The sequence below is a fragment of the Lacimicrobium sp. SS2-24 genome (assembly GCF_002201535.1).
Classification (GTDB): domain Bacteria; phylum Pseudomonadota; class Gammaproteobacteria; order Enterobacterales; family Alteromonadaceae; genus Lacimicrobium.
The window spans coordinates 384,273-408,385 of sequence record NZ_NIWW01000001.1 but is presented as its reverse complement, the minus strand read 5'-3'; the positions used below and the strand labels follow the sequence as shown (position 1 = coordinate 408,385).

At 49.5% G+C, this 24,113-nt stretch carries 22 protein-coding genes; 12 read left to right on the top strand and 10 right to left on the bottom strand.

Annotated elements, in window-relative coordinates; all coding sequences use genetic code 11:
* From CCY32_RS01795 to xthA, 4 genes are all read right to left on the bottom strand, one after another.
* The gene (locus tag CCY32_RS01795; protein ID WP_246840496.1) at nt 1-1,209 is read right to left on the bottom strand and encodes a GGDEF domain-containing protein; all 1,209 of its coding nucleotides are present in this window, start codon (nt 1,207-1,209) and stop codon (nt 1-3) included.
* Between the two features lie 69 nt (nt 1,210-1,278).
* The gene (locus CCY32_RS01790; RefSeq protein ID WP_088328759.1) at nt 1,279-2,607 is read right to left on the bottom strand and encodes a hypothetical protein; all 1,329 of its coding nucleotides are present in this window, start codon (nt 2,605-2,607) and stop codon (nt 1,279-1,281) included.
* A gap of 10 nt (nt 2,608-2,617) precedes the next feature.
* Nucleotides 2,618-3,277 (bottom strand): energy-coupling factor ABC transporter permease, encoded by a 660-nt coding sequence (locus CCY32_RS01785; RefSeq protein WP_088329224.1) that lies wholly within the window; start codon nt 3,275-3,277, stop codon nt 2,618-2,620.
* A 16-nt stretch (nt 3,278-3,293) separates the two neighbouring features.
* Entirely contained in the window at nt 3,294-4,100 is an 807-nt protein-coding gene (gene xthA / locus CCY32_RS01780) for an exodeoxyribonuclease III (protein WP_088328757.1), read from the bottom strand.
* Between the two features lie 161 nt (nt 4,101-4,261).
* On the opposite strand from xthA, the gene CCY32_RS01775 reads away from it, so the two are divergent.
* The 3 genes from CCY32_RS01775 to CCY32_RS01765 all read left to right on the top strand — a co-directional run bounded on the left by CCY32_RS01775 (nt 4,262) and on the right by CCY32_RS01765 (nt 6,071).
* Nucleotides 4,262-5,059: a transporter substrate-binding domain-containing protein gene (locus tag CCY32_RS01775; protein WP_168171405.1), complete on the top strand. Its 798-nt coding sequence runs from the start codon at nt 4,262-4,264 to the stop codon at nt 5,057-5,059.
* Between the two features lie 101 nt (nt 5,060-5,160).
* Nucleotides 5,161-5,553, top strand: coding sequence for an MAPEG family protein (locus tag CCY32_RS01770; protein WP_088328753.1), 393 nt, complete (start codon nt 5,161-5,163; stop codon nt 5,551-5,553).
* Nucleotides 5,550-6,071 (top strand): DUF2937 family protein, encoded by a 522-nt coding sequence (locus CCY32_RS01765; RefSeq protein ID WP_088328751.1) that lies wholly within the window; start codon nt 5,550-5,552, stop codon nt 6,069-6,071. Before CCY32_RS01770 ends, CCY32_RS01765 begins: the two co-directional genes overlap by 4 nt.
* Before the next feature lie 40 nt (nt 6,072-6,111).
* Here CCY32_RS01765 and CCY32_RS01760 read toward each other — a convergent pair whose 3' ends face one another.
* The gene (locus CCY32_RS01760) at nt 6,112-6,915 is read right to left on the bottom strand and encodes a thioesterase family protein (RefSeq protein ID WP_088328749.1); all 804 of its coding nucleotides are present in this window, start codon (nt 6,913-6,915) and stop codon (nt 6,112-6,114) included.
* Nucleotides 6,916-6,980: 65 nt separating this feature from the next.
* Entirely contained in the window at nt 6,981-8,636 is a 1,656-nt protein-coding gene (locus tag CCY32_RS01755; protein ID WP_088328747.1) for a response regulator, read from the bottom strand.
* 240 nt (nt 8,637-8,876) lie between these two features.
* Between CCY32_RS01755 and CCY32_RS01750 the strand changes: the two genes are divergently transcribed.
* The 5 genes from CCY32_RS01750 (at nt 8,877) to CCY32_RS01730 (ending at nt 14,548) form a co-directional block, all read left to right on the top strand.
* A complete protein-coding gene (locus CCY32_RS01750) occupies nt 8,877-10,367 on the top strand; it encodes a CoA-acylating methylmalonate-semialdehyde dehydrogenase (protein WP_088328745.1) in 1,491 nt (496 codons plus the stop codon).
* Between the two features lie 117 nt (nt 10,368-10,484).
* Nucleotides 10,485-11,642: an acyl-CoA dehydrogenase family protein gene (locus CCY32_RS01745; protein WP_088328743.1), complete on the top strand. Its 1,158-nt coding sequence runs from the start codon at nt 10,485-10,487 to the stop codon at nt 11,640-11,642.
* 92 nt (nt 11,643-11,734) lie between these two features.
* The gene (locus CCY32_RS01740) at nt 11,735-12,880 is read left to right on the top strand and encodes an enoyl-CoA hydratase/isomerase family protein (RefSeq protein WP_088328741.1); all 1,146 of its coding nucleotides are present in this window, start codon (nt 11,735-11,737) and stop codon (nt 12,878-12,880) included.
* 9 nt (nt 12,881-12,889) lie between these two features.
* Nucleotides 12,890-13,786 carry a 3-hydroxyisobutyrate dehydrogenase gene (gene mmsB / locus CCY32_RS01735; RefSeq protein WP_088328739.1) on the top strand — a complete coding sequence of 299 codons (897 nt, stop codon included), beginning with the start codon at nt 12,890-12,892 and terminating at the stop codon, nt 13,784-13,786.
* Nucleotides 13,787-14,548, top strand: a complete 762-nt coding sequence (locus CCY32_RS01730) for an SDR family oxidoreductase (RefSeq protein WP_088328737.1) — start codon at nt 13,787-13,789, stop codon at nt 14,546-14,548. It abuts the gene before it with no gap.
* Nucleotides 14,549-14,654: 106 nt separating this feature from the next.
* On the opposite strand, the gene CCY32_RS01725 is transcribed toward CCY32_RS01730, so the two are convergent.
* Nucleotides 14,655-16,193 carry a DUF3413 domain-containing protein gene (locus tag CCY32_RS01725; RefSeq protein WP_088328735.1) on the bottom strand — a complete coding sequence of 513 codons (1,539 nt, stop codon included), beginning with the start codon at nt 16,191-16,193 and terminating at the stop codon, nt 14,655-14,657.
* Nucleotides 16,190-16,435: a DUF1414 domain-containing protein gene (locus CCY32_RS01720; RefSeq protein ID WP_088328733.1), complete on the bottom strand. Its 246-nt coding sequence runs from the start codon at nt 16,433-16,435 to the stop codon at nt 16,190-16,192. The genes CCY32_RS01725 and CCY32_RS01720 overlap by 4 nt, the downstream gene beginning before the upstream one ends.
* A gap of 281 nt (nt 16,436-16,716) precedes the next feature.
* Here CCY32_RS01720 and yejK point away from each other — a divergent pair, with 281 nt between their 5' ends.
* From yejK to CCY32_RS01700, 4 genes are all read left to right on the top strand, one after another.
* A complete protein-coding gene (gene yejK / locus CCY32_RS01715) occupies nt 16,717-17,733 on the top strand; it encodes a nucleoid-associated protein YejK (RefSeq protein WP_088328731.1) in 1,017 nt (338 codons plus the stop codon).
* Between the two features lie 83 nt (nt 17,734-17,816).
* Entirely contained in the window at nt 17,817-18,698 is an 882-nt protein-coding gene (locus CCY32_RS01710; RefSeq protein WP_088328729.1) for a 6-carboxytetrahydropterin synthase, read from the top strand.
* Nucleotides 18,679-19,509 carry a M23 family metallopeptidase gene (locus tag CCY32_RS01705; RefSeq protein WP_246840495.1) on the top strand — a complete coding sequence of 277 codons (831 nt, stop codon included), beginning with the start codon at nt 18,679-18,681 and terminating at the stop codon, nt 19,507-19,509. The genes CCY32_RS01710 and CCY32_RS01705 overlap by 20 nt, the downstream gene beginning before the upstream one ends.
* 406 nt (nt 19,510-19,915) lie before the next feature.
* Nucleotides 19,916-22,000, top strand: a complete 2,085-nt coding sequence (locus tag CCY32_RS01700) for a M13 family metallopeptidase (RefSeq protein WP_088328727.1) — start codon at nt 19,916-19,918, stop codon at nt 21,998-22,000.
* Between the two features lie 68 nt (nt 22,001-22,068).
* On the opposite strand, the gene CCY32_RS01695 is transcribed toward CCY32_RS01700, so the two are convergent.
* Both CCY32_RS01695 and CCY32_RS01690 read right to left on the bottom strand, forming a co-directional pair.
* Complete coding sequence (locus CCY32_RS01695; RefSeq protein ID WP_088328725.1) at nt 22,069-22,293, bottom strand: hypothetical protein; 225 nt, start codon at nt 22,291-22,293, stop codon at nt 22,069-22,071.
* Complete coding sequence (locus CCY32_RS01690) at nt 22,283-24,100, bottom strand: M61 family metallopeptidase (protein ID WP_088328723.1); 1,818 nt, start codon at nt 24,098-24,100, stop codon at nt 22,283-22,285. The genes CCY32_RS01695 and CCY32_RS01690 overlap by 11 nt, the downstream gene beginning before the upstream one ends.
* Between the last annotated feature and the right edge of the window lie 13 nt (nt 24,101-24,113).

Genomic DNA, 24,113 nt, shown 5'->3' with positions numbered 1-24,113 from the left:
TTAACGACTTTTAACACAGTTTCTGCCTGCTTTTTTGGCGTCGTATAATGCCTGATCGGCGAGTTTAAGAACGGCTGAAAATTGACTGTGGAGTCTGCTTCGCGAGGCCACCCCAAAACTACAGCTCACATTGACCTTTTTCTGGACTGATGCGCGGCGGTGCGGATTGGTCTTTTTTGCCGACTTTTTGACCGGCCGGTCATGAGCACGGATAACCATGGTGTACGCAGCGATGTCCTCGCGCAGTTGTTCCAGGTGAGGAAGCACCTGGTGTACAGATTTGCGGGGAAAGAGCAGCGTAAACTCTTCGCCACCATAACGAAAAGCCTTACCCCCACCACTGACTTTCTGAAGTTTACTTGCCACCAGTTTGAGCACCTGATCGCCAACATCATGGCCATAGCTATCATTGAATGATTTAAAATGGTCGATGTCTGCCATCGCTACCACATAGCGGGTGCCGAGTGTCTGAACATACTGCATCAGTGCGCGACGGGAGGGGATGGTGGTCAACTCGTCCTTAAAGGCCATGTTATGACTGTCGATGATGACCGCAGTAAGAAACACCAAAGAGAGGGTAAAGACCGTTACCTGAGTGATAAAAAACTGATCCTGATGTGCCAGCACGGGCATCATCAACATACTGGTAAACAACATACAATGGCTATGACTGGTATTGAGTATCAGTCTTAACAAGCCGAACAATAACAGCACAAGGTACAGACTCCAGTGGACAGGAGAAAGCAGGGGGCTTATGGATTGTGGAAGCAGTGTATTAATCGGTTTTAGCCAATGTAACCATTGTTCGGGGAAATGCTCAAATAAGGCGTACGTAACAAGTACCGCTGCGGTCATCCAAAGTAGTGTCAGCAAAAGGTTTGGCAGCGCGAAACCTCTGTCTCTGTCCCACAGTAACAATCCCAATAGTACGGTCAATGCCGGGGCTGTGAGAAAGAGTGAGACAAAGGCAATGTACTGGTTGGCTGGCCACAGACCCTCAATGCACAGGTATGCCAGTAGCAGACAGGCGATGACCACCCGACTGCGACCGAATTTTGTGGCCACCAGCATGGTAAAAATGATGCTGACCAGTGGCAGATAACTGAGTTGTTCTGACCAGCGAAATAACAGCGAATGATTACGCTGTGCCACCCATTGCACCAGGCCAAGCAGCATCAGTACCGGTAGCAGACGATGCAATAACGACATGAATTTCTCTTTGAGCACGGGTCTACCTCATCATGAGCGTCATTCGCGTATCGAAACAGGATGAATTGCTCATTGACGAGCAACGGGCTGATTGAGCAGTGCATGCATGCCAGAGGTTAACAGCGTTTGTATTTTCTTAGCGGCATCATTCACCCGTATTTCAGCGTCTCCTTCCACAGCAGCCTGTGCCGCGAGCGTAAACTCTCGCCCTCCCTGAACGCCAGGCAAACAAACATGGGCCAGCATTGCCACTTCTGACATTCCCCGGGTACCACTGGGACCCCAGCCAAGCTTCTGAAAAATACGCCACTTTCCTTGGTTAAGTTCATCCAGCAGGACTTTGGCGTTATCTTCATTCCCGCCCAGGGCGCGACTGATCGCATGGGGGATGAGACGTGAAATCCCGGCAATCATACCGCCATGCTCGCTTTTAGCATCGGAATGACCCATGCCATAAAAGAGTGTACGCACATCTGATGGTGTCAGATTCGGATGTGGGCTGACATTGTCACGTCCATGCACGGCAAGGCGCTTAAGCCATTCTGCCTGCGCCAGGGTGGTCATAGGTTTATTGCCGGTCAGGGCGCACGCATCACAGCGATAACTACGGTAGCCGGGATCTGCCGTGTTCGCAGTGAGAACTGGCATAGCAGCTTTTTTACCTGAAACAGGATCGCTCCAAAAAGGGGCACCGGGGTTGAAGATTTCAACATAATACCCCCCACGCAAACCGATACGTGCGTCATTTAATTTCAGCCAATTCCCCTGAAACAGGCCCGTAATATAGTCCCGGCCTGCGGCATTGACTAAGTACGTGGCAATGGCGTTGGAATTGCCGTCAGCGCCGCCAAAGGGGGTGTAGGTGTGAATACTGGTGATCAGATCTGCAACAGGGACGACACCACCAGCAAGGCTCTGTGCACCGACTCCTTGTGCCCGTGCCGCACTGATGGCCGCCGTGATTGCCATGACTTTGGACGTGCTCCAGGGTTCATACAACTGGTTTTGGCTTTGCCGGTTGGCTAGATAACGGTAGGCCAATTGCGATTCCTGCATGCGATAATCGATGACCAACAACCGGGTATTCTCTTCGGTACCTTTAAAAAAGTCCCAGTCAGCGCGAATGCGGGACTCCCAGTCAGGTTGGTTAAGTTGACTCTGTGTTGCCGTCGCATATTCTGGAACCGGTGCCCCACCTCGAATCTCACACCCCAGATTCGTATCAGTGGTGTCTGCGGGCATTAAAGCGGATGCTTTTAGCACCTGCTGATAAAAAGGCTCATCCTGCAGGCTGGCTTCTACACGTTGCTGAGCGTTTAGAGGAGTCTGTGCGTGTGCAATCGGCACACAAATGAAAAGAACGCTTAATAGGGCCAATCTGGAACATTTGTGCACCATCGCTAATTCCTCAATGTTTATCGTTAAGATAAAATTTATCGTAAAAGGTATACACCCACGAGGGTTTATACATGACCAATAGGGTCATAGTCATGCCATTTAACATGGCTTCCGGAAACAGTAACAAGGGAATCAGAATAAGATAATTATCCCGTATCACTTCCCACTCGTGAATATTCTCCAGCCAATAGTATCCGCCCAGCGTCAGCATTTTCAGCGCGATCATCATCGCACCAGGCAAAAACGCACAGACGAACACGTAAATGAAAAAGTGTCGTGGAAGTTTGTGAAAAGAAACGTTGTAGATCAGGTAACTGAGGCTGATGGGCAACACCAGCCCTAACAGACCATTGACACCGAGCATCGACCAGGACTCTTTGCCTACCAGAGTGACACCTAACAGGGCGATACTGGCACTGAGCAGCGCCACACGATACCCCAACACCAGCGTCAGCGCGGTAAGCCAAAGAAAATGTACATTTAGTCCCTGATAAATACCGGCGCGAAACAACCACAGCACAAACAAGCACGCTGCCGAGCCAAACAGCAGGTGCTGGTGTTTCTTGCTGTTAGCTAGCATATCGCCAGGTAATGCGCGTAACAATGTCGCCAAAATAGCAATATAGACACCCCATGCCAAACCCTGGAGTAAGGTGATGCTCTCAAACAAAATCAGCTGTCCTGTATCACTGGTATTCGGCCCAGATTGGTGCGTGATCAGAAGGCTTTTCAATCCCCCTTAGCTGATAATCAATACCGCTATCAACCAACCTTTGATGTAAGGAATCTGTGGCCAGAATGAGATCGATACGCAGGCCCCGGTTGTCATCAAATCCGCGGGAGCGATAATCAAACCAGCTGAACTGATCGTCCACATCGGGGTGTTGGCTACGGAAACTGTCATTCAGACCCCAGTCCAGCAGCGTGTTAAGCCATACCCGCTCTTCCGGAAGAAAGCTACATTTACCGGTTTTCAGCCAGCGAAGACGGTTTGGCTCACCGATGCCGATATCCTGATCCTGGTGGGATATATTCACATCACCCATAACAATGAGGTTCTCTTGTGGCGTGTGATGGGCTTTGAGGTAGGTCATCAGGTCCGCGTAAAACTTGCGCTTGGCGGGGAATTTCGTCTCGTGCTCCCTGTTTTCTCCCTGCGGGAAATAACCATTAAGGACTCTGACGGACTGACCGTCAGCCAGGGTATAGGTGGCCATAATCATGCGACGTTGTGCTTCCGGGTCGTCGTCGGGATAGCCGCATTGGATTGAAGAAGGGGACTGTTTCGACAACAAGGCAACACCATAATGGCCCTTCTGGCCATGATAATGGACCTCATAGCCCATGGCCTGGACATCTGCCAGGGGAAACATGTCATCATGCACCTTGGTTTCCTGCAATCCGATAACATCGGGCTGATGCTTATCGATCAGGGCCTGTAACTGGTGCAGTCTTGCTCGTATTCCATTGATATTAAAAGAAATAAACTTCATGTCGGTCGCTGTTTCAGGAAAGTTGGCTTATGGTAGCAAAATCACCCGGCAGCGGTAACCCTGTTTAAAGCTATTCAGCACAAGGCCGCTATACTCTTCAGTACTGCTCTGTCATAGTGTGGTTGTTAAGTGAGCGAAGACCAGTCGTGGAGATGATGAGCTTGCGAGGCTTTTTCAAAACAATTACTTTTTATCTGCTCATTCAGGGGGTGGCGGCCGCCGAAAAGCAGGTACCTATCGCTGTTTTTGAACCCCATGATGGCTTTGTGTCAGCATCGACTGCTTACGGACTGTCCTGGGAAATCCTGCAGCACGGGGCTTTGCAGGCTGGAATAGAGTTGATCCCCCAACAAGGCTCCTGGGATGGGGCTATAAAGCGATTGAAAAACCACAAAATTCAGTTGATTTTCGGTGTGCTGGAAACCCCACAGCGACAAACCTGGTTGAGTTTTAGTCATCCTTTGGCGGCGGAGGGGAGTATGCTGTACACCCTACCTTCAAATCCTGTTAAAAAGTTGCAAGAGATTCCTCTGCAGAGTGCCGTGGTTGGCGCGGTAGCACAGTCACAGCATGAAAAACTGGCCAATGAATTAGGGTTTGCCAATATCTATCCGGTTAAAGACAGCTCGGATTTGTATCAGATGCTCAAGGTAAAGCGCCTGGATTATGTGATTCTGGGAACGACTTTAGCCAGGTTTTATTGCCACAGTGCCGCTGGTGAGGACTGCCTTAAGCCTGTCGGTGAGGTGTTAATGAGCAGTCATATCCACGTCGTCACGCTTAAAAACAGTGCTAAGGGTAACAGAATTTTAAACCGCCTGAATGACGGGCTTAGAGCCGTATATCCCTTACCCATGTTAAAACAGCTTTTTGAGAAATATGGTTTTAGCAAACACGATTATGTGCAGTGGCAGCAGACCATACGAACACATTTGGCATCAGAACAAGCAGGCACATAAGAGAAAGTAAATAGCCTTTTTACTGACTTGGTGTAGGCATAGGAAAACATACAGGTTTTTGCCGTGTAGCGTTAAACCTGGAATACGAACTAAGGAGGCTTATGATTACGCTTTTTTACACTGGCATTCTCAGCTTATTGGTAGCCTTTCTCTCAGCCAGAGTGATCGTCTTGCGAAATCAGCACAAAGTGGCGATTGGGGATGGTAACAACCCACAATTGCAGTTAGCGATTCGCGCACAGGGTAATGCACTGGAGTATTTGCCGCTGGCGCTACTGATGATTTTTATGCTTGAAGCGTTGGGGTTATCTGCAGGCGTGATTCATGGGTTGTGTCTGTTGTTACTGGGCGGTCGCGTCGTCCACGCTTATGCCATCGTGGCGGGAAATATGCGCTTGAGGGTGTTGGGCATGTTATTTACCTTTATGGTGCTGTTAGCCGGCGCGGGAATCGCCATTGGCTTTACCTTGCCAAGACTGGGGTGGGGGGGATGATAAAAGGCCTGCTTCATACCTGTCATGGCTATATCAGGCTCCTCGCTTTTATGGCGGCTTTGCTGGCCGGTGTTCAACTGCCTGCTTTTATCAATCAGTATGAAAATACCTTGCTGTCTCACCTGAGTGAAGCACAGCAAAGTTTAGGGCCTTTCATTGAGGATGCACGCCTGCATACCGATGGCAGTATTGAGCAGTTAATTGCGCGATATAGACAAAATGCCGATGCGGCCATTCGAGCCGGTGGCACTAGCCTGCAAACGCTCGTCGACCGAAGAGATTATTTGCACGGACTGCAAGCGAAGCTGCAGCAGTCCCAGTGGCATCGGATCTGGTACGCTCTGTTCGCTGCTGATCCCCGATTGTTTGCAGAAGCCAGGGCACAATATGATTATCAGGTGGTGCTCAATGCCCAGGCGATTGGCTGGGGGCTAGTGGTGGCTATCAGTGTCATGGTCTTAGTGGACATACTGATTGGTGTCTGTGCTTTACCCTTTCGTTCGCGTCAGCATCGTTGAATTCACTGGTAGCTGTCCACAGAGCATGAGGTGAGTGGATTTAATCAAAAACAGCAATGATTTGACGGCTGATGGCAACCAGTTCGCCTTTAGCGTCCCAGATATTTGCTTCGCTGTGACAGTATCCATCTGCGGCTTGGCGTGTATCGGCCTGATACGCAAACCAGTCATCACTGGCTACCGGTGCGTGGGGATGGATAAATTCCAGATTCCAGCTCATGGTGCTGGCGGGTGCGGGCCAGCGTAACATTTGCAGTATTGTTGGGGGCCAGGCATCAATCAGCGCAATCAGGTGAGCATCGGTTATTTTTTCAGGGTGTTGGCTAAAGCGCATCCAACCGCAGGTTTTACTGGTTTTTTTAGCCGTAAAAGGCAAGCCGCCTTCTGTCAGACTAAGATCGATATGCTTAAGAAACTTAGGCGTGACTTTCGGTATCTGTGGAATAAATTTAGCTTTTTGTGGCGGTGTCATGGTGTGCGTGGTACTACTTTTAACCGAGATTTTCGACTCACGCTGAACACCGAAACAGGCCTGACAAAACACAGCCACCTGGTTATCCTGCAACGCGTTGGCGGTTACCTGCGTAACATTTTTGCCTTCCCTTAACACACTAATCCGGATCTCAAAGGGGCGTTCCGGGGCCAGGGGACCCACGAAATTCGTCGTCAGCGAGCGCAGTACGCGATCCCCTTTGACTTTGTGTCTGATGGCTTCATAAAGCAGCGCTGCAGATATGCCGCCAAATAGTGTTCGACCTTGTGTCCAGCTCTTTGGCACCGTAATGGGCGTGGTCTCCTGGTCAGCATGTTGCTGTATCTGTTCGAGTAGCTGATCAATATGCATGGTGTTCTCACAACGGCTGAAAAGCTGCAGCTTAACTGGTCAGATGTGTTGGGTAAAGGAGAAGTTCAACCCTCGGGTTGAGCGTTATTAAGTTCATCAATGGCTAATTTATCCAGTTGATCTTTGTCTATCTTTTGCGCGATACCGGCATAGCGCTTGGCGTTGGCAGTAGATAGCGATTGACTGGTCAGTTCTTCTTTAACACTGGCGATACTGGCTTTTTTGTGGACCAGTTTTTTCGCCTCAACCATGGACTGAAGCAGGTTGAGACTGAAAGCGGGCTCACTCGGGAAGAGTATATAAGCCTGATAGAACAGATCGATGGCATCGTTAAAGTTGTCCTTAACATAATACTCCAGGCCTTTTTTATTGAACTCCAGTGCCCGCGACTTCTTGTCGCCCATCACCTGTTCGTTTTTACGCATCATCAGACTGGATACAGTACGTTCATTTTCGTCGGGTAACTGTGTCAGTTTAACTTCAAGCTCATGTAATAACTCAGAGGCTTTGCCTTTTTCACCGAGGTCATGCCAGGTGCTGACCGCATCAGAAAGGGTTGGAATATCCATAAAACTGGTATCTTGCAGACCTTCCTGGGATAGCAACTCACGGGCCTTGACCTTGTCGTCCTCCAGCACGGCTGCCAGGGCTGTCATGTAATTGCGTTTTATCTCAATATCATTGCCCTGCATATTTCGTCCGGCACCACCTATCAGAAAGCGCGCAACCTGGAGATGCTTGCCACGCTCGTTCATCGGTGTATCGCGCGCCTTATTGAGATAACACCGGGCCAGATCCAGTGATAGTTCGGTGAAGCGCTCACGGATATTGCGATTCGATTCGCGTTTCTTTTCCAGCAGACGAATGGCTTCGTCCATTTGATCCTGGGTTTCGTATAGGTAGGCTTTTAGGCGTGCAGCTGAAAGAGACAACTCACCGTCTTTGATTCTGTCCAGATAACGCTGAGCGTTGTCATAATCTTCTTTATCGATGTTAATGCGTGCCAGCCATTCACAGGCTTTATCGCTGGTAAGGTGAGTATCGAGCATGGCCTCCAGCATTTTTTCACTTCTTTGCGTTTCCCCCATCAAATGGGTACTTTGGATCAGGCCCCATTTGGCCCAGATAATTTTGTCAGAGGTTTTTAATACCTCCTCATAGATTGCAGCACTTTCTTTATAGCGCTGGAGCTTGAGCAAAATCCTCGCCTTGAGCTTGATCATATTGGTGCGATATTTGGGCTCTTTGTTGTGCGCCATCAACTCCTCTAACCTGGCAAGGGAATTCTCGTAATCGCCTTTATCCATGCAATCTAAAACGGGTTTCATCACATGATGAAAACGCATGCAGGAGAGTAAGGTTTTTTCCAGGTTACGAATGGTATATGGCTTTAAAACCAGGGCATCGGGATGCACGTCCATGATTTGGCCTACAATCATGGGTACCCGGTCCGAGGTGACAAAGACAATACAGGTTGAGGGCTTAAGCAGGCCCTCTTTTTGTAACTCGTTGATGACTTCAACGCCATTTTTGTAAAGGCCCAGATGAAAATCCATCAGTAGCAAATGGAAGTGGCGTTGTTTGAGTGCAGGCTTGAGTTCTCTGCCGTGGCTGTAACAACCGATATCAGAAAAGCCCATTTCCAGCAGGTGATTTCGCAGGTTGATGCGGGCAACACCATTGTCTTCTACAACGGCAATGTTGATTTTGTTGGTATCCAAATATTCCTCTCTACCGCGAACAAGTATGGGCCAGACAGGGTTTAGCATAGCAAGCTGTACGCCGGATGCACACAGTATGACAGTTGCCTGCAAGCTGTCTAAGCTAGTTTACAGAGAAATTTAACTAGTTCATCGTTTTTACTTTGTTGACGTTAACGTTAAGGTAAAAATTCTGCTAATGTACCTCACACTTTATTAACAGACTGCATTCGGCGCAGCGTAAGACATGACAGGTGGCCCATGAAGAAGATTCCTTTATTGATAAACGGAGAGTTTATTGCTTCCGATTCAACCCAATACCTCGATGTGACGAACCCGGCAGATAATCAGGTTATTGCCCAGGCACCCTGTGCCACCCATGACGAGATGGAACGGGCCGTTGCCAGTGCCAAAGAAGCCTTTAAAACCTGGCGCAATGTGGCGGTTCCCGAGCGGGCACGGTTAATGATGCGTTATCAGGCACTACTCAAAGCCCATCATGATGAAATCGCAGAAATTCTCAGTCAGGAAACCGGTAAAACATTTGATGATGCGAAAGGCGATGTCTGGCGTGGCATAGAAGTCGTGGAGCAAGCGATGAACATTCCGTCACTGATGATGGGGGAGACAGTTGAAAATGTTGCAAGAGGAATCGATACCTACAGTTACACGCAACCCTTAGGCGTTTGCGCGGGGATCACGCCCTTCAACTTTCCGGCCATGATTCCGCTGTGGATGTTCCCCTTAGCCATAGCGGCCGGCAACACCTTTGTGCTGAAACCCTCAGAGCAGGATCCGATGACACCAACACGTCTGGCCGAACTCTTCTTAGAAGCAGGGGCACCTAAAGGTCTGTTAAACATTGTACATGGTGGCGCAGAGCAAGTGGACCACTTGCTCCATCATGAAGACATTAAGGCAGTGTCATTTGTCGGTTCGGTACCGGTGGGACAACACATTTATAAAACTGCTACCGATAACATGAAACGAGCCCAGTGCTTTGCTGGTGCCAAGAACCACTCCGTGATCATGCCCGATGCCAATAAAGCGCAGGTACTGAATAATCTTGTAGGGGCCTCGGTGGGGGCTGCAGGTCAGCGCTGTATGGCGATATCCGTGGCGGTCTTTGTCGGTGAATCTAAGGATTGGATTGAGGAACTGTCAGAGAAGATAGCCCAGGTTAAACCGGGTCTGTGGAATGACAAAGAAGCCGGATTTGGTCCACTGATCAGTGATAAAGCAAAGCAGCGTGTGCTATCCCTGATAGAGCAAGGTAAGCAGGAAGGCGCCACCTGCCTGGTAGATGGCTCTGAGTTTAACTTGCCCGGATACGAACAGGGTAACTGGGTTGGCCCCACGGTATTTAGTGATGTGACAGAGCAAATGAGCATCTACAAAGAGGAAATCTTTGGTCCGGTGCTCTGCTGTGTGACAGTGGATACTCTGGAGGAGGCTATCGAACTGGTCAATCGCAATCCGTATGGTAACGGCACCAGCATTTTTACAGCCAATGGCGCCGCAGCACGTAAGTATCAGCATGAAATTGAAGTGGGTCAGGTGGGTATCAATGTTCCGATTCCGGTGCCACTGCCGTTCTTCTCGTTTACCGGTTGGAAGAATTCCTTCTACGGTGATTTGCATGCATACGGTAAGCAGGCGGTTCGTTTCTATACGGAAACCAAAACCATTACCAGTCGCTGGTTCGAAGACGATATTTCCCATGGTCCCAACATGACCATTAGCCTGCGTTGATCGGGTAGTCATTGAAAAAAAAGGATCCTCGCAGAAGCAATGGGCCAGAGGATGCGAGTGAGAAAGTCAGGTCGCCTCGGGGCGACCGTTAAAAATACGATAAGAAGGTGATAGCACGTGAACTTTAACCTTACTGATGACCAGCAGGCATTTGCCGAAACAGCCAGACAATTCGCGCAACAGGAATTGGCACCCCATGCCGCAGAGTGGGACAAGCAGCATCATTTTCCTAAAGATGTGATACAGCGCGCTGGTGAGCTCGGATTCTGTGGTCTTTACACGCCAGAAGAAGCCGGTGGGCTTGGACTGTCCAGACTGGATTCGTCCATCATCTTTGAAGAGTTATCCATGGGCTGTACGGCCACTACCGCCATGATGACCATACACAATATGGCCACCTGGATGATCGCTACCTGGGGAACAGAAGCGCTAAAAAAACAGTGGTGTGACGATTTAGTCAGTGGTGAAAAACTCGCCTCATACTGCCTCACAGAACCCGGTTCAGGCTCTGATGCCGCAGCCCTGCGTACCAGCGCTAAAAAAGAGGGTGATCATTATGTGGTCAACGGTTCAAAAATGTTTATCTCCGGTGCTGGCGAAACCGATGTCATGGTGGTCATGGTTCGCACTGGCGAAGCCGGGCCAAAGGGCATCTCGGCACTGGTCATTCCGGCAGATGCAGAGGGCATTGTGTACGGTAAAGCCGAAGAAAAAATGGGGTGGAACGCGCAGCCTACAAGACTGGTCAGTTTTGAGGATGTAAAGGTTCCGCTGAATGCATTGCTGGGCAAGGAAGGTGAGGGCTTTAAGTTTGCGATGCAGGGCCTGGATGGCGGTCGGGTCAATATCGCCACTTGCTCAATCGGCACCGCACAACAGGCCCTGAATACGGCCCGTGATTACATGCATGAACGTCAACAGTTCGGAAAACCCCTTGCTGCTTTTCAGGCACTGCAATTTAAACTGGCCGATATGAATACTGACCTGGTGGCGGCCAGACAAATGGTCAGACTCGCCGCGTTTAAATTGGATCAGCAGGATCCGGAAAAGACAGCTTATTGTGCCATGGCAAAACGCTTTGCCACCGACGTTGGTTTTCAGGTGTGTGACCAGGCTCTGCAAATTCACGGTGGCTATGGATACATCCGCGAGTATCCCCTGGAGCGTCATGTCAGGGATGTCAGGGTGCACCAGATTCTTGAAGGCACCAACGAGATTATGCGACTGATCATCGCCCGCAGGGTTTTGGCAGAGGGTGCCGGAGAAATACGCTAGGTAGAGGGTGGCCAACACCGACAGCGCATAAGTGAATCGTCCAACGATACGGCAACATCAGTGGTCGTTGGTGCACTGCTTAAGGAGAAAAGATGTCAGAACAAGATACAACACAGGATTGGGTTATCTTTAACAAGATAAAAACCCAAAGCGGTAAAGTCATAGGCCATGCGAGGCTGAACAACCCCAAGGCATTAAATGCGTTGAGTCTGCCTATGATCGAGGCTCTGCTGCCAACTCTGTTAGCCTGGCGAGAAGATGATGATGTGGCTCTGGTGGTGCTCGATGGAGCGGGGCAGAAAGCCTTTTGTGCAGGCGGCGATGTGGTTGCCATGTACAAGGCCATGCAATCAGAGCCGGGTGAAACCCCCGCCCTGGTGGAAGAGTTTTTTACCCGAGAGTACCGTCTTGATCACCTGATTCATCGTTATGACAAGCCACTGGTGGTCTGGGGACATGGCATTACCATGGGCGGAGGTCTGGGTTTAATGGCAGGGGCCAGTCATCGTATCGTGACAGAAAAAGCCCGTATCGCCATGCCGGAGATCTCAATCGGTCTGTATCCTGATGTGGGAGGCAGTTGGTTTCTTAATCGCATGCCCAGTGGTTGCGGTCTGTTTCTGGGGCTCACCGGTGCCAGCATTAATGCCAATGACGCCTGTTTTGTCGGACTTGCTGATCATCTTATTGATGAGCAACGATATGACGATTTTATTGAACAACTGCAACAATGCCAGTGGACCGATGCGCCAACCTTAAATCATGAGAAGCTCAGTGAAATCTGCATGCAATTCTCAGAAGAGAGCCATCAACTGATGCCTGCGTCCAATCTACAGCCCCATACCTCACTCATTGAGCAGATCAGCAAAGAAGCGCAGTTGGCAGATGTCATTGCCAAGTTGATTGCTGCGGATAAGGGTGACGATAAATGGCTGAATAAAGCGATTGCCACCCTAAAAGCCGGCTCGCCCATCACGGCGAGAATTCTGTTCGAACAACTCAAGCAAGGGCAGGGTAAAAGTCTCGAAGAATGCTTTCGTATGGAGCTGGGCTTGTCCTGCCGCTGCGCAGAAGTGGGTGAGTTTGCCGAGGGTGTCAGGGCACTGTTGATAGATAAAGACAATCAGCCAAAGTGGAAGTACGCCGACGTGGAAGGGGTGCCGGATTCGCTGATAGAGCACTTTTTTACGTCCCCATGGGCGGCACAAGATCATCCGCTCAATGATTTACAAGAATAAGGATCGACAATGAAAATTGCGTTTATTGGATTAGGCAACATGGGTGGGCCAATGGCGGCCAATTTACTCAAAGCCGGATTTGATCTCACTGTTTTTGATCTGCAACCTGAAAGTGCAGCGCCACTGGTTGCACAGGGGGCCAAATTAGCAGGGACAGCCGCTGAAGCTGTCGCCGAGTCAACCGTTGTCATATCCATGTTACCCGCGGGGCGCCATGTTAAAGCGCTATATCTTGAAAATGAAGAGGTGGTCAGAGCCCTTAAGCCCGGCACGTTGGTGATCGATTCCAGTACTATTGATGCCGAGTCGGCAATAACATTGGCCCGGGAGCTCAGTAACAAAGATATTAACTTTATCGATGCCCCGGTTTCAGGCGGGGTGGCCGGTGCCACAGCGGGGACCCTGACCTTTATCGTAGGTGGCACACAAATGCAGTTTAAACAGGCTCAGCCTGTGCTTGAAGCCATGGGTAAGAATATCTTTCATGCCGGAGACCATGGGGCCGGTCAGGTTGCTAAAATCTGTAACAACATGTTGTTAGCGGTACTCATGGCAGGAACCAGCGAAGCACTGCGCTTAGGTATGAATAATGGTCTGGATCCTAATGTACTTTCAAAAATCATGCAGCAAAGCTCAGGCGCTAACTGGACGCTGGATAAATACAATCCGTGCCCCGGAGTGATGGAGAATGTGCCATCGAGTAACGGATATCAGGGCGGCTTTCTGGTAGATCTGATGAAAAAGGACTTAGGTCTGGCGATGGATACCGCCGTACAGAGTAATTCACCCACACCCATGGGCGCATTGGCCCAGAGCCTTTATGGATTGCACAGCCTTAAGGGTAATGGTGGCAAAGATTTCTCCAGTATTTTTACCCTTTTTGAACAGAATGATAAGGATAAGTAAATGCAAATAACCGATAAAGTCATTGCCATTACCGGGGCTGCACAGGGTCTGGGATTCGCTATGGCAGAGCATTTTTGTGAACGCGGTGCCAAAGTGGCGTTATTAGACAGACAGCAGGAATCCCTCGAGAACGCAGTCGCACAATTGGAAAAAAAAGGTGGCGTGGCAAAAGGGTTTGTACTGGATGTTTCCAATGAACAAGATGTCGCTAATACGTTTACTCAGGTTCGCAAGCATTTTGGTGCCCTGAACGGTCTGGTAAACAGTGCGGGTATCATGCGAGATGGCATGTTGCTGAAAGTCAAAGAAGGTCAGGTTGTAGACAGAATGTCGCAACAGCAATTTCAATCTGTACTCGATGTGAATGTGACCGGCACGTTTTTGTGTGCAAGAGAAGCCGCAGCGGTTATGGTGGAAAGCCAGAGTAAGGGCGTGATTATTAATATTTCATCGGTGTCACGGGCTGGTAATGCAGGACAAAGTAACTACTCGGCGTCTAAGGCTGCCGTCGCCGCAATGACGGTGACCTGGGCGAAAGAGCTGGCGCGCTTTGGGATTCGCACAGGTTGCATCGCTCCGGGACTGGTAGAAACGGCGATGGCAGCGCAAATGCGTCCGGACATGCGTGAGCGTTTTCTCAGTGCTGTGCCACTGCGGCGCCTAGCAGAGCCATCAGAAGTGGCCGATGCCGCTCGGTTTATATTTGAAAACGAGTACTTTACCGGGCGTGTATTGGAACTTGATGGCGGTACGCGGGTTTAACCAGAAGAGATTACCTTCTCTGTTGTGACCGAATCTTAAAAAAAGCGTGGTTTCACCACGCTTTTTTATTTATTACATTCCATCAAAGACCATCTTAGCCCTGGATTTATCGCTGTGCACTGAAGCGACTGAGATGTTTTACCCCCTGGCTCAAGCGGCTCATGTTCAGTTTGTCGGGGCTACGTTCACCTGAAACCAGATCGGATATTCTGTAATTTCCCTGACCGTCCACCTCGATGCGTTGATCACCTTCTAATAACACCAGCTTACTGTTGCTGTTGCTAACCAGCCAGTTTCGCTGAGGGCTGAGCAGTGACTGACCGGTACTGTAGTGGCTGACGGGTGCACTGCACTGTACAAGGTCCATTACGGTAGGCAACAGGTCTTCGTGGCTCGATGGAGGACGAGAGTCGGGCAACGGGAAATTGGTCAACAAATTCACTTCCTGATTCGGTCTCATCTGTGTCAGCACGAGTTTGTTGCGTTGATGCAGTTTGCCGGCAAGCAAGATGTTTAACTCCTGCTCGTCGACAAAGCCAATGGCCAGTTTAGGCTTGTCTGCGGTGACCCGTGTGAGAAATTCGGCCCAGTCCACCTGCAGGCTGGTTACGCCAGCAGGCAGGGATGCTGAGGCGTAAATGAAGGTATCCAGACCTAATTCATGAGTCAAATCCAGTGGCACCGGGACACGAGACTCCAATGCGGTCCGATACAGTGCGGGCAGCCCGTAGAGCACAGAAAAGCGGGCAGAGGCCTGATCGGCTGAAATATCATAATGCTGTGGATATTGACGTAACAATAACGCCGAGCCAAAGTGCCCCAGTTCGCCCGGCTCGTTACTCAGCAGAACCACTACACTGGAGGCCTCATTAATCCCGCAATACACAGGCTCCAGAGGATAGGTGGCGGATTGGAAAGGGCTGCTGAGTTGCAGTTCTTTGCGTCGCTGGTAATTTTGCAGATCGAGCAAATCGTATTTAGACATTAAGGTTTTTGCCGTTGCCGGATAGGATAGGGGAAACATATCATCCTGTTTGACAATGGGCTGATATAACTTGGCATCGGCCCATATATGTGCCCCGTGACTACTGACAAAACAAATCACGAAGAAGGTCAGGATCGGCAGTCCTACCCGTTGCTTTTGTAATCGCTCTACGCGCTGCCACAGCGCATTGGCAATAATCAGCTGCAGTGACAGCCACACCATAAACAACAGACTCAGGTAGCTCCACTGTTGCCAGGTAAAGCTGGCCATGGCGCTGCGGGTTTCGCTGCGAATCACTTCCACCGAACTCAGACTCAGATGCAAGCCATGTTTGGTATACAACAATGCATCAAATGCCAGTAAGGCGAGGCCAATGGCCGCAAACACGGAACTGACAACCTTAACCACTTTAACATTGGGGACCAGGTAGCACTGCGGCAACACTAAAAGGATAAAACCAATAAAGGTCAGAAAGGCAATGTGACTAAACCAGTTGCTGAACAGGTAAAGCATGCCGATGGCGGTATCCGGCATGCCGGAATTAAACACGTAAATCGATGCAATACAGATGGCAATAATGATATTGCTCAGGGCAAACCAATGGCCCCAGGCAACCAATTTTGAGACGCGTTGGCGTCTTGGCGTATCACCTAAAATCATTGGCTGTTATTCTGTTTACTGTTGGCGGGCAGGTCGATGCTTTTTAGCAGAATGCGGGTGAAGTCATTTGCCAGCGATGCCCGTCGCTGTGCGTCTACCTGATGATTGAATATGCCGGTAATCAGATTACCCAGCGCCATCAAAGATAATTCTCTGTCTGCCTGGTGCTTTTCTAAGACGGTGATGAGGTCCTGGGTGAGATGATCGAATTGGCTATCTGAATATTTTGATTTTTGCGGCATGTTCTAACCTTTACCCAACCCGTCGGTGGCCGTGGATGATTAACTGTTTTCGTCGGAAAATTGTCCCGTTATGTTGTTATTCGGCATGAAAGCCCAACATAATGGTCAATCGGCTAGAGTGTAACATAAGGAAATTACCTTGGGTGGTTGATTATTCCTTTTGATATCATATCCTTGTCGGCCCTGTGTGCAAGCGTGTGAGGTACTTTTTTAATGGTTGATGCTGCATCACCATCGTTCACCCGCTTGATTCCTGTCATTAAACCAAAGAGTGCGCATACATGAGTGCCGTTATTCAAGATTTTGTTGTACATCAACTCAGGCTTAACGCTGATCAGGAATTGGTACTGGTACCAAGGACCGCGTGTTTTGAAATCAGTGCCGCCATCGAAGGGTTGGCCCAACAGCTACATCATACCTACAACACTAAGCCGGGTAAGGGAGTTGGGGGACTGAGTGATGAGCCTGACGGGGCCTTTCCCGGCTTGTTGACCGGGCTGTTTGCCGACGAACTGTCATTTCACCAATTCAGTGTTAAAACGGCAGATTTACTGCGCCAGAAACTGATGGATTTTGCCACGTTGGAAACGGGCTTTGTGGTATTTTGCCGTTATCAGTTTTTGGCCACAGATTACTTATTGGTTGCGGTGATCAATACCCGTGAGCATGTCGAGATCAATCAGGATCTGGAATTAAATTACAGTGATCACCTGGACCTGGCGAAAATGCAACTGGCGGCCAGGATCGATATTACCGAGATGCAGGTTAATCGTGATAAGCAGCGTTATGTGAGTTTTATCAAAGGCAGGGCCGGACGCAAAGTATCGGATTTTTTCCTTAGTTTTTTAGCCTGTGAAGAAAAGGTTGATACCAAAGAGCAAAACAAACAACTGGTGTCTCAGGTAGATGAATTCCTGGCCAGTGAGCAACTTGATGCACAGGAAAAACAGCAGAGCCGAAAGGCCGTATCGGACTACTACAAGGAAAAGCTGGAGCAGGGTGAGCATATTAGTCTACCGGAATTGTCTGAACGGATACCCTCGTCAGAACCTGGTCAGGATTTCTACAGTTTTGTTCGCCAGCACCAGCAGGAGACCGCCATAGAGGAAGATTTTCCCGCTGATCGCGCTGTTTTAAAAGGGCTGAGTAAGTTTTCAGGTCAGGGGGGCGGACTCAGTATTAACTTTGACCGCACGTTATTGGGCGAGCGGGTTCAATACGATGCCGCCAGTGATACCCTTATCATAAATGGGGTGCCACCTAATCTGAAAGACCAGCTGCTTAAATCACAATCATAGGTTTACGCGAAGCCACGCTGAAGCTGACACTTTGGCTGCACTTCAGGTTATAATAAACGCTGTATTTTTTGACTACTCTGACCATGCAATTATTTGTAAATGATTTAACCGTAATGGATTTTTCTTACCTGTGCCCTGAGAGGGGCATGGTCGGTGAGAGTTGGATTGTGGATGTGATCCTCGATGGTGGACTGGATGACCAGAGCATGGTTCTGGACTTTTCACTGGTGAAAAAGCAATTGAAACGGCTTATTGATGAACATGTTGATCACAAGCTATTGGTTCCCGCTGAACACCATTGCAGCCAGATTACCCACGAAGCCAGTACGGACCAGGTCTGGGTGGATTTTATGCGTACCCACGGACGCTCAATCCACTTGTATTGCCCTGCCGAGGCGTATGCCTTCATTTATGCTGAGCGTATTTGTATGCAATCGGTTAGCCAGTATCTCAAGGACATTATCGCAACCCATTTACCACAGAATGTTCAGGGATTAACCCTGAACCTGCGTTGTGAAGAAATTAATGAGCCTTACTATCACTATACTCATGGACTGAAGAAGCATGAGGGTAATTGCCAGCGTATCGCTCATGGTCACCGTTCACGCATTAAGGTGTATGTGAATAATGAACCGGATGTTGACGCGCAGCAATACTGGGCGAGAAGATGGCGCGATATCTATATCGGAACGCGAGAAGATCTGGTGGATGCTGAGGTTTTGAATCTGTCGAAGGAAGCCCGCGAGGTGGATCTTAGTGGTCATTGTTTGTTCAGCTATGAATCCTCTCAGGGCCTTTTCGAGCTGGCTATCGCGGAAGCGGAATGTGACCTCATCGACACCGATTCAACGGTAGAGTGTCTGGCTCAGTTTATGGCTGATGAACTCAAAGGTGTACAACCAGAAAAGCACTTCACCGTACAGGCATATGAAGGAGTGGGCAAAGGTGCCATTGCCAGCAATTAAATGCCAGGTGAATGTCGCGCTGTTTATGCTGATGCTGTCGTGTTCTGTGGCAGTGACGGCAACACCTGAAATTCGCTATCAGGGGAATCTTATTCAGGGCGGATGGATCACAGGTGAGGTTACCCCGGGCAGTCGGTTGATGCTCAATTCAGAAGACGTAAAAGTGGGCGAGAAGGGGCATTTTGTAGTGGGGTTTGGCCGTGATGCCAGTGCTTCACAAACATTGACGGTTATCAATGGTCAGGACCGCCGCACCCTGAATCTGGAGATTGAAAAAAGAGACTACCCTGTACAACGTATCGAAGGGGTTGCACAAAAGTATGTGACGCCAGCGGATAGTGTGTTGCAGCGCATCGCCGAGGATAATCGTAAAATTTATCGTGCACGTAATACGCTGTCAGAGCACCTGCATTTCTTGCAACCTTTTATTTGGCCCGCACAGGGGCCGGTTTCCGGCGTGTATGGCAGTCAGCGTGTGTTTAACGGTGTTCCTAAGCGCCCTCATTATGGCCTGGATGTGGCCGGTCCCGTTGGCACCACCGTGGTTGCTCCGGCTGACGGTGTGGTAGTGCTGTGGGTTGCTGATATGTACTACTCTGGCGGCACGCTCATTCTGGATCATGGTTTTGGCGTGACTTCTACGTTTATACACCTCTCCAAGAGTCTTGTGACGGAGGGGGATGAAGTCAGACAAGGCGATAAAATCGCTGAAATGGGCGCCACGGGGCGCACCACTGGTCCACATCTGGACTGGCGCATCAACTGGTTGTCACAGCGATTAGATCCGCAACTTTTGGTCCCGCCTCGTTAATCTGGCAATATCTTTTTACAAAAAATCCGCTGAAGCATAGTCATAAAGCGACCGTTCCAGTCACAAAGCGCACACTCAGCGTGACAAATCTGATATAACTGTATGGCTTATAACCAGAATGTTAATCCGCACAGATAACAGCCTACCCCAAGTGGGTCAGAAGAGCTTGATGTAAAAGCGGTCATTAGCAGGCTCTGTGGCTTGGCCCCCAATATAGCGGTAGTGGGTAGGACGCTTGAACTCTCCCTGATGCCCATGGTGAAAAAGTCGGCAAGCCTGTGTTTATCACCCTTTGAGTTAATCCCTTCAATCCCTTGCGGAACCAGTTTGCCAAAGCGCTGCTTTGTCACTTCGGCTTGGTCTGTTTAGCTGCGGATTAATACAAAACAACAGTGTGAGGATAACGATGCAAAAAACCCTAGTAGCCACCATGGTGGCGTCAGCAGTGATGCTGGGGGCCTGTAAAGACAATAGCGCTGAACAACAGGCTAATCAGCCCGATACCACCGCCCAGGTCGCGCCGAAAAGTGCTGCGCCAGAAATGGGTTCATTTGGCGTAGATTTGAGCGCCCGTGACGAATCCGTCAAACCTGGTGATGACTTTTTCATGTATGCCAGTGGTAACTGGTATGAAAACTTTGAAATGCCTGCAGACAAGACCCGTTATGGTGCCTTTACTGCGCTGGCAGATCGCAGCGAGGAACAGGTTAAGTCAATTGTAGAAGAGTTGGCTGCGGCCTCTGACCTGTCCGGTGAAGAGAAGCTCATCGCCGATTTTTATAATGCGTACATGAATGTGGAGGCCGTCAATCAAAAAGGCATCAGCCCTATTGAGCCCCTTCTTGATGACATTGAAGCGCTGAAATCCACTGAGGAATTGCCTGCTGTATTTGGCAATGCATGGCTGACAGGCACCAGCACGCCAATATGGAGTGGCATGTGGTATAACAGACTCGACCCCAATGAGTACGAAGTCAGCATGGGCGTAGGCGGATTGGGCCTGCCAGACAGAGACTACTATCTCGAGGAAACAGAACGCTTTGACACCATACGTAAGCAGTATGTGGCTCATATCGCGCAGATGTTGCAGTTTGCCGGTGCCGAAAATGCTGAACAAAAGGCCCAGGGTATTCTGGAGCTTGAAACGCGAATCGCTCAGGCTCAATGGCCAAGAGAAAAGCGCCGAGACCGGGATCTGACGCTGAATCAGATAGCGCGTGCCGATCTCAGTGAGGCTTACCCAGGCTTTAACTGGGATGCGTACTTTGCGCCTTCAGGGTTAAAAGTGCCCCAGCTTAACGTGACACAACCCGAACCCATCAGAGCGGTAATCGAGATTGTAAACAGCACTCCTATTGACGTCTGGAAAGACTATCTGACTTATCACAGTATCAGTGGCAATGCGTCGTTGTTGTCAGATGATATCTATCTGGCTAATTTTGATTTCTATGGTAAGACCCTCAGTGGACAGCAAGAGCCTCGTGCGCGCTGGAAACGGGCCATTAGTCAAATGTCTGGTGTGGAGTCTCTGGGCTTCGCCATAGGCAAAGTGTATGTGGATCGCTATTTCCCGCAAAGCTCGAAAGAGCAAATGGCTGAGTTAGTCGAGAACCTGCGCACTGCGTTAGGAGAGCGTATTCGTAATCTTGACTGGATGGGCGAGGAAACCAAAGAGAATGCGTTGGCTAAGTTACAGGCATTCAGACCGAAGATCGGTTATCCCGATGAGTGGCAGTCCTTCGAGGGCTTGCAAATCAGTGATGAGGATCTGATGACCAATGTGCGTAATTTACGCAAGTTCTTCCAGGCCCAGGACGTAGAACGTGAATTGCTGCCAACGGATCGCGAGCGCTGGGGTATGCCTCCTCAACAGGTCAATGCCTATTACAACAGTTCTTTTAATGAAATCGTGTTCCCTGCAGCCATTCTGCAGGCTCCGTTTTTCGATCCTAATGCGGATCCGGCGGTAAACTACGGTGCTATTGGTGCCGTTATCGGTCATGAAATGGGACATGGTTTTGATGACCAGGGCTCAAAATCCGATGCCAAAGGCATACAAAGCAACTGGTGGACCGATGCTGACCGCGCTGCCTTTGAAGCGAAAACCGAAAAGCTGGCCGAACAATACAGTCAATATGAACCCATAGAGGGGAATTTTGTAAACGGCGAGAACAGTCTTGGTGAAAACATTGGTGACGTTGGCGGGCTCGCTATGGCTTATCATGCTTATCAGCTCAGCCTCAATGGAGAGGAAGCGCCGGTAATTGACGGTCTTACCGGCGATCAGCGCTTCTTCCTTGCATGGGCACAGGTATGGAAAGAGAAACGTACCGAGCAGAGCATGCTTAATCAGTTAAGAGCAGGAACCCATTCACCAGGGCGCTATCGTGCCTTGGCACCGCGAAATCATGACGCCTGGTATGAGGCGTTTGATGTGCAACCGGGTGATGCCCTGTATCTGCCACCGGAAGAACGAGTGCGTATCTGGTAAGCAGCGAGTAATAAAGTAAGAGCCGGCCCAGGGCCGGCTTTTTTATTGCTGAAGGAGGCTTTTAGGCATTATTTGTCTTCACTGCCTCCATATTCTCCCGCCAAATCATCAAGTGCAGAGCAAGTAAAATCAAAGCCCTGTTGTGAGTATTGATAGCGGACTTGAACCCTGTGACTGGCAGCGTGCAGTCGAGCATCTACGTCATTAACATCCCAGTTTTTCAGAACATTAATAAAGCGGTTGGCTTGTTGTTCTGAGCCAAAGGTATAGGTGAGCAGCACTTCAACAGACATTGGTATTATCCTTTTCACCCGTCAGCTTTTTCCAGATTTGAGATTTGGCGTTGTCTTTTTCCGTGAGCCTGATAGCCAGAGATGGCGATGGACTCGGCGTGATGGTCGTTTCAATCAAACGGTTTTGGCGAAAAAGATGCACCCTATAAGCGCTACCGGGAACTAAAACGTTATTCAGTGATATCAGGCTTTGATTGTCCAGTTTCAGATGATCCAGTGCCAAAAGGATGTCTTTTGCGTAAATACCGGCCGCTTCTGCTGGTGAGTCTTCTAACACAGCGCTGACTTCAAGACCCTGCAAATGCGGCTTATGCAGCAGCCCTAAGTAAAGCTCGGTACTGTTTTCTGCCCGGCTCAGGCAGTCTTTCACTGCCACAGGATGCACGGATTGCTCAACACCCATGGTTTTAAGCTCTGAGGATAAGTCCAGTACACCTTCTTCGTGCAGCAACTGTTTCAGACGTTTTGCCAGAGACGGTTCCGTTAAGTTGGTGATCAGCGTATAAAAATCCTCATCGCTGGTGCCAACGTCCTGTTTGCCGTAGTTCTGCCACAGGGCGCTCATCATCTCGTCCAGGCTTTTCTGCCCATCGGAGTGCATACGAATATGAATATCCAGCCACAACGCAATCAATGCACCTTTGGTGTAATAGCTGACAATATTATTGATGGCGTCTTCGCCTTGTTGATAAAAGCGGGTCCAGGCATCAAAGCTGGAATCTGACACCGATTGTTTCATCTGCCCGCGCCCCCGATATACCCGACTCATGGTCTTTTCCAGCAGTGTAAGATATTGACTGAAATCGATAAGGCCGCACCGGAACAGGCTAAAGTCGTCATAATAAGATGTGATGCCTTCGTAAGCCCAAAGCTGACGGGTATAGCATTCTTTGCTCAGGTCGGGCTCAATAAACACGTCAGGCTTAATACGACAGACATTCCAGGCATGAAAATACTCATGGGAGACCAGGCTGAGAAAACCAATGTAGGCGTCTGATTTTTTCGTATCATTGGTGCACAAAAAATCAAATGTGGAACATAACAGTGCGGTTGAGTTTCTGTGCTCTAATCCACCGAAACCTTCAGGCAGAATATTGGTTAAAAACCAGTACTCGGAAAAAGGTGGGGTTTGGGTTTGCGGTTCAAACAGTCTGATATGGTGGTGGCAGATAGCGGCAATATCAGCACAGATTCTCGGCATGTCTGCATAATGTTTGCCGCTTAGGACCAGGTGATGAGGCACACCGGCAACATCAAATTCGTGCACATCAAAGCTGCCTATTTCCACCGGGCAGTCTATGAGTTCTGCATAGCTTTTTGCCTGGTAGTCACCAAACCCATACTTTTTTGTCTCCTGCGCCCGTGTTAAGCCAGTTGCAACCCGCCATGCTGGCTTGTCCGGTGGTGCCTGGATACATAGATGGTGAGGACAGTTCTCTAACCCACTGACTTTTAAAAAAAGACTGGTGCCGTTAAAAAAGGCCCTTTGATTATCCAGATAAGCGGTACGCACAGAGGTGTCGAACGCGTAGACCTGATAGACAACCTGTATTGCCTGCCCCGTATTCTTGAGATGCCAGCTGTGTTTCTCTGTTTTTGTAATGGGGACGGATTGTCCTTTTTCATCAAAGGCTTTAAGACTGACAAGGTTCTTGGCAAAATCCCGAATCATGTAAGACCCGGGGATCCACGCAGGCAGGCTTAAGGTCAGGCTATCCTGAGGCTGCACAGGAATGCGCAGGGTGACTTCAAAAAGATGGCGATCTGCTTGTTCAAGGTTTAGCTGATAGCTGAGGCGAGGGGACATAGGTTACCTTTTC

Excerpts from the sequence above, each read along its gene's own strand:
- CCY32_RS01770 (WP_088328753.1), top strand. The coding sequence starts at position 5,161 with ATGATTACGCTTTTTTACACTGGCATTCTCAGCTTATTGGTAGCCTTT.
- yejK (WP_088328731.1), top strand. The coding sequence starts at position 16,717 with ATGAGTGCCGTTATTCAAGATTTTGTTGTACATCAACTCAGGCTTAAC.
- CCY32_RS01765 (WP_088328751.1), top strand. The coding sequence starts at position 5,550 with ATGATAAAAGGCCTGCTTCATACCTGTCATGGCTATATCAGGCTCCTC.
- CCY32_RS01720 (WP_088328733.1), bottom strand. The coding sequence starts at position 16,435 with ATGCCGCAAAAATCAAAATATTCAGATAGCCAATTCGATCATCTCACC.
- CCY32_RS01740 (WP_088328741.1), top strand. The coding sequence starts at position 11,735 with ATGTCAGAACAAGATACAACACAGGATTGGGTTATCTTTAACAAGATA.
- CCY32_RS01760 (WP_088328749.1), bottom strand. The coding sequence starts at position 6,915 with ATGCATATTGATCAGCTACTCGAACAGATACAGCAACATGCTGACCAG.
- CCY32_RS01730 (WP_088328737.1), top strand. The coding sequence starts at position 13,787 with ATGCAAATAACCGATAAAGTCATTGCCATTACCGGGGCTGCACAGGGT.
- CCY32_RS01750 (WP_088328745.1), top strand. The coding sequence starts at position 8,877 with ATGAAGAAGATTCCTTTATTGATAAACGGAGAGTTTATTGCTTCCGAT.
- CCY32_RS01695 (WP_088328725.1), bottom strand. The coding sequence starts at position 22,293 with ATGTCTGTTGAAGTGCTGCTCACCTATACCTTTGGCTCAGAACAACAA.
- CCY32_RS01700 (WP_088328727.1), top strand. The coding sequence starts at position 19,916 with ATGCAAAAAACCCTAGTAGCCACCATGGTGGCGTCAGCAGTGATGCTG.
- xthA (WP_088328757.1), bottom strand. The coding sequence starts at position 4,100 with ATGAAGTTTATTTCTTTTAATATCAATGGAATACGAGCAAGACTGCAC.
- CCY32_RS01725 (WP_088328735.1), bottom strand. The coding sequence starts at position 16,193 with ATGATTTTAGGTGATACGCCAAGACGCCAACGCGTCTCAAAATTGGTT.
- CCY32_RS01690 (WP_088328723.1), bottom strand. The coding sequence starts at position 24,100 with ATGTCCCCTCGCCTCAGCTATCAGCTAAACCTTGAACAAGCAGATCGC.
- mmsB (WP_088328739.1), top strand. The coding sequence starts at position 12,890 with ATGAAAATTGCGTTTATTGGATTAGGCAACATGGGTGGGCCAATGGCG.
- CCY32_RS01710 (WP_088328729.1), top strand. The coding sequence starts at position 17,817 with ATGCAATTATTTGTAAATGATTTAACCGTAATGGATTTTTCTTACCTG.
- CCY32_RS01795 (WP_246840496.1), bottom strand. The coding sequence starts at position 1,209 with ATGTCGTTATTGCATCGTCTGCTACCGGTACTGATGCTGCTTGGCCTG.
- CCY32_RS01790 (WP_088328759.1), bottom strand. The coding sequence starts at position 2,607 with ATGGTGCACAAATGTTCCAGATTGGCCCTATTAAGCGTTCTTTTCATT.